Source organism: Rhodococcus sp. EPR-157, assembly GCF_001647195.1.
In the GTDB taxonomy this organism is placed as follows: Bacteria; Actinomycetota; Actinomycetes; order Mycobacteriales; family Mycobacteriaceae; genus Rhodococcoides.
Genome location: NZ_LVCV01000504.1, coordinates 1 through 4948, shown reverse-complemented (window position 1 = coordinate 4948; position 4948 = coordinate 1). Strand labels below are relative to the sequence as shown.

Below are 4948 nucleotides of genomic sequence, written 5' to 3'. Positions count from 1 at the left end.
TGTACCGGTCTCGGGGCAGATACACCAACGCCGACACGAACGCCCCGCCGGAATCCTCTCGAAGAAAAATTCTCACCCTGCGCTTACGGCCCAGTGCCAACACGGCGGTTGCAGTCTCGTACAGCGCGTCGACGCCGGTAGCGAACAGTTCCGAGCGCGGCATCGACTGAAGAACTTCGAGCATCGCCTGGCCGGAAAAGGACCCGAGGTCGTAGCCTGCGCGTTCGATCACCGACCGCACCCGACGTTCGATGACCGGAATATCGAGGACGTTCTCGTGCAATGCCGTCACGGTGAACACCCCGACGAAGCGGTGCTCGCCCAGTTCGGGCGCAGCGGAGTCGAACAGTGTCACGAAGTACGGGTAGACCGCGCGGTGCACCGTTGCCGGGCTCGATCCCTGTGTGAGGGTGACAAGTTCGGTGTGATCGTCCAAAGTCCACGAATCCGAGACTCCCTGACGATTCTGCCTCAGGACGCCGAGACCGCTGCCATCCTCGGGCGTTGCCTTGACGGCGCCGTCCGAGGACCTCGTCACGGTGTAGCGGCGATAGCCGAGCAATGTGTAGTGGCCGTCGGCGAGCCACCTCAGCAGGTCGGCAGCATCGTGAAGTTCGGCGGCGGCGGTCCCCTCGCGCTCGATTGCCGCGTTCTCGAGAGTGTGCGCGACGGCCGTCTGGTTCTCGCGCATCGCCTCGGTGTCCTCGACGACTTCGCGCACGTCGGTCAGCACTCGGGAAATCGCGGCTTCGATGGTGTCGCGAACAGCATCAGGCACCACAGGATTGAGTTGCAGGTGCATCCAGGATTCAGGGACGGTCCCGGGCGTCGTGCGTCCGTTCCCCGGCCCGACGTTCACGAGCTTGCCGTTCGCATCTCGTGAGACGGACAGGATCGGATGAACGATCTCGTTGACGTCGACACCGAGTCTCGACAGCTGTGACACGACCGACTCGACGAGCAACGGCATGTCGTCGGTGACGATCTGCAGCGCCAACCCCGCCGATGTAGTCGCGCCGTCACTATCGGGGACATGCAGCCGCACGTTGGCCTGGCCTGGCTGCCGCATCGCACCGAGTTGGAGGTGCAATCGGAACATCGTCTGTTCGGGCTCGATGACCGTGCCATCGAGATCGGCAAGGTCGACATGCGCAAAGTACGCCGATCTCACCTCCGACAGCTTCGAGGAGAGCTCCCCCGGCAGTTCGTTCGTCCAGTCGATGTCCGTCGTACCCGCCGAGTTCGGCATGTGTTGAACCACTCCCTTGTGAGGATGATCGCGCCTGGCGTGTGTTCCGCAGGCTCCTGACGACGAGACTAACGCTGGAACTGCTTCAGAGGTGACCAGGTGGGTTATCTGGTTGTCGCCGTCAGGACTGCCCGGTGTCGGGGTACTCGGCAAGAACTGTCTTTTCCCGCTCGGTGAGCGGGCGAGACGCCTGCGCATCGAGATCGAACGCCACCATCACGGCCGATGCGTCGGCGCACAACGAGCCTCTGTTGTCGCGCACGCGATGTCGAACGTCGAACGACGTTCGTCCGATACGAGAGACCGCCACCTCTATGAGCAAGGGGCCCGACTCGTCGAAAATGGGACGCAAGAAGTCGACGGTCATCTTCCGGACGACCGTCGCTCCCCTGTTGCCCTCTGCTTCCATCAAGACTTGCGTGATGAAGAGTGCGCGCGCTTCCTGCAGATATTCGACGAATCGGGTGTTGTTCACGTGCCCGAGTCGGTCCGAGTCGCTCCATCGAACTTGGAGTCGATGCTCGAATTTCTTGTCGGTCAAGGATTCAGTCCCTGGTCAGCTTGCGGTGCGTGACGCGGTGTGGCCGAGCAGCGTCAGGTCCGAGCCGCTCCACCTTGTTGGCCTCGTAGCCTTCGAAGTTTCCTTCGTACCAGTACCAAGCCGCTTCGTTGTCGCCGAAGCCGCCCTCCCACGCCAGGATGTGAGTACAAGTCCGGTCGAGGAACCACCGGTCGTGCGAGATCACCACGGCGCAACCGGGGAACTCTTCCAGTGCATTCTCGAGCGATCCGAGTGTCTCGACGTCGAGGTCGTTGGTCGGCTCGTCGAGCAGGATCAAGTTTCCGCCCTGTTTGAGCGTCATCGCCAGGTTGAGGCGGTTGCGCTCACCACCGGACAGCACTCCGGCCGGCTTCTGCTGGTCGTGGCCCTTGAATCCGAACGAGCTTATGTAGGCGCGAGAGGGGAACTCGGAGGTTCCGACGGTGATGAAGTCGAGTCCGTCGGAGACGGTCTCCCACACGGTCTTCTTCGGGTCGATTCCGGAGCGGTTCTGGTCGACGTAGCTGAGCTTGACCGTCTGCCCGATCTTGACCTCGCCGCTATCCGGTTCTTCGAGACCGACGATGGTCTTGAACAGCGTCGTCTTGCCGACACCGTTGGGGCCGATGACACCGACGATGCCATTGCGCGGAAGGGTGAAAGAGAGGTCCTTGATGAGGACCCGGCCGTCGTAGCCCTTGTCGAGATGCTTGACCTCCACGACCACATCGCCGAGCCGCGGTGGGTTGGGGATCTGAATCTCGTCGAAATCGAGTTTCCTGGTCTTCTCGGCCTCGGCGACCATCTCGTCGTAGCGGGCCAGACGCGACTTGCTCTTCGCCTGGCGCGCTTTTGCACCGGAGCGAACCCAGGCGAGTTCGTCCTTGAGGCGCTTCTGCAGCTTCTGATCCTTCTTGCCCGAGACCTCGAGGCGCTCTGCCTTCTTCTCCAGGTACGTGGAGTAGTTGCCCTCGTAGGGGTACAGGTGCCCGCGGTCCACCTCGGCGATCCACTGCGCGACGTGGTCGAGGAAGTACCTATCGTGGGTCACGGCGAGAATCGCGCCGGCGTATGCAGCGAGGTGCTGCTCGAGCCACAGGACGCTTTCAGCGTCGAGGTGGTTGGTGGGCTCGTCGAGAAGGAGCAGGTCGGGCTTGCTGAGCAGCAGCTTGCACAGCGCGACGCGTCGCTTCTCACCACCGGAGAGGTTCGTGACGGGTGACTCGGGTGGCGGGCAGCGAAGCGCATCCATGGCCTGCTCGAGCTGGGAGTCGATTTCCCACGCATCGGAGTGATCGAGCTTCTCCTGGAGTTCGCCCATCTCCTCCATGAGTTCGTCGGAGTAGTCGGTAGCCATCAACTCGGCGATTTCGTTGTATCGCTTGAGCTGAACCATCGTCTCGCCAAGGCCGTCCTCGACGTTCTCACGGACGGTCTTGGTGTCGTCGAGCACCGGTTCCTGCATGAGGATTCCGACCGATGCACCGGGCGCGAGAAAGGCCTCGCCGTTTCCCGGCTGGTCGATCCCGGCCATGATCTTGAGGATGCTGGACTTGCCGGCGCCGTTGGGGCCGACGACACCGATCTTGGCTCCTGGGTAGAAGCTCATCGTGACGTCGTCGAGGATGACCTTGTCGCCGTGCGCCTTGCGCACCTTCTTCATGGTGTAAATGAATTCCGCCATGCGGGCCAGCTTATCCGTCAGCGGCCCCGCCGACACCATCGCCCGAATCGCGGGCGGGCGCCCCTGTCCTCGAGGTCGGTCAGCCCGGCTTTCGACCCGACCGCTAGCCCGACGCGATCGGGTCGAGCAGACGGTGGACGAACGGTGTGGAGTCCACGGTGGACGCAATCATCGTCCCCTCGTGACCGACGAATTCACCGTCCGAGAACAGGTAGGGGTTATAGGTGACGTCTTGACCGTTGTGGAGCAGACCGGCCAGCAGCGGTACCGACAGAGGTGACGGCACCATCGTGTCGATGACACCTTGCCCGATGAAGATCGGCCGGTCGTAGCCGTCGGTCGGCACCGCGAGGTACTGCGTCAACGCGTCGAACATCTCGGTTCCGGCTATCGGGCGTGCGAGTAGTGCACCCACCGACCCGTGATGCGTGCGCAGGTCTCCTGGGCAGGTGCTCTCGACCGTGTCCACCTCGGACCGGCCGAGCGGCGTCAGATAGCTGTCGACGTCCAGGTCCGGCCGCGCTTCGCGAAGTCCTGCCAATACATAGGTCGCGAACACGTCGAGACCGTCCAGTCCGAGATCCGGAAGCGATGGCCCACCCAACTGGAACGCGTACTCGAGGTTGGACGGTGCGCCGGTGGCCACGGCGCCGCGATAGTCGAGTTCCGGCGCATAGCTCGTCGCGATGTGCGCGGCGTGGAGAACTGCATGCCCACCTTGAGATTGACCGATCGCCAGCCATCGATCCGCCAGTGTGGGTTCGACCGCACGCGCAGCGCGGACCATGTCGATCACGTTGCGGGACGCCGAAGACTTCTCGAGATACGCGTGCGCGCCGGGGGTGCCCAGCCCGGCGTAGTCGGTAGCGAGGACGGCGTATCCCTCGGACAGCCAATGGGCGAGGTAGTCCCGGGTGCGACCCTCGTACGGGGTACGCGACGGCGCGCACTGATCTCCGACACCGACTGTTCCGTGCGCCCATGACACGACCGGCCAACCACCTTCGGGAGGTTCACCGGCCGGGACGAACACGGCTCCGGAGCTGAGCGCAGGTTGCTCGGTGGGGCCGGCCGACCAGTAGGTGATTCGGTGCGCCCGAGCGGTTCCGGGCAGACCGAAATCGGGCGGAAGCGGTTCCGACGACACGACGTTCCCCGGCACCGTGTCGGGAAGATCAGGCTGTTCCGCAGAGCCAACACTGCCTGTGGAGATGCCGATGATGAGCGCCATCGCCAGAATCGCCCATGCACGTGCTCCGCCTCGCATGCGACCACGATAACGATGCGCACGAACCGATGCCGAACCCGACATACCGTCGTTCGGGTCCGGCATACTCGCGAAGCCTCCTACACGGCCACGCCGACGGTCTCGGCGGTTTCGGATTCGGTGGTGTCGTCCGTGTGATCGAACACGTCGTTCTCGTCGTCCACCTGATCGGTCGAATCCACCTGCGAGACCGGCACAGGACGCGCA

At 63.4% G+C, this 4948-nt stretch carries 3 protein-coding genes and 1 pseudogene; all 4 read right to left on the bottom strand.

All coding sequences use genetic code 11. The features are described from left to right. Positions 1-1249, bottom strand: a pseudogene (locus A2J03_RS22765) (NAD-glutamate dehydrogenase domain-containing protein); the annotation flags it as partial. A 121-nt stretch (positions 1250-1370) separates the two neighbouring features. Next, positions 1371-1790, bottom strand: a complete 420-nt coding sequence (locus A2J03_RS22760) for an acyl-CoA thioesterase (protein ID WP_068378522.1) — start codon at positions 1788-1790, stop codon at positions 1371-1373. Positions 1791-1794: 4 nt separating this feature from the next. Further along, positions 1795-3474 (bottom strand): energy-dependent translational throttle protein EttA, encoded by a 1680-nt coding sequence (ettA, locus tag A2J03_RS22755; protein ID WP_068378524.1) that lies wholly within the window; start codon positions 3472-3474, stop codon positions 1795-1797. Positions 3475-3577: 103 nt separating this feature from the next. Further along, on the bottom strand, positions 3578-4741 hold the full coding sequence (locus A2J03_RS22750; RefSeq protein WP_082898028.1) for a lipase family protein: 1164 nt from the start codon (positions 4739-4741) through the stop codon (positions 3578-3580). Positions 4742-4948: the final 207 nt, after the last annotated feature.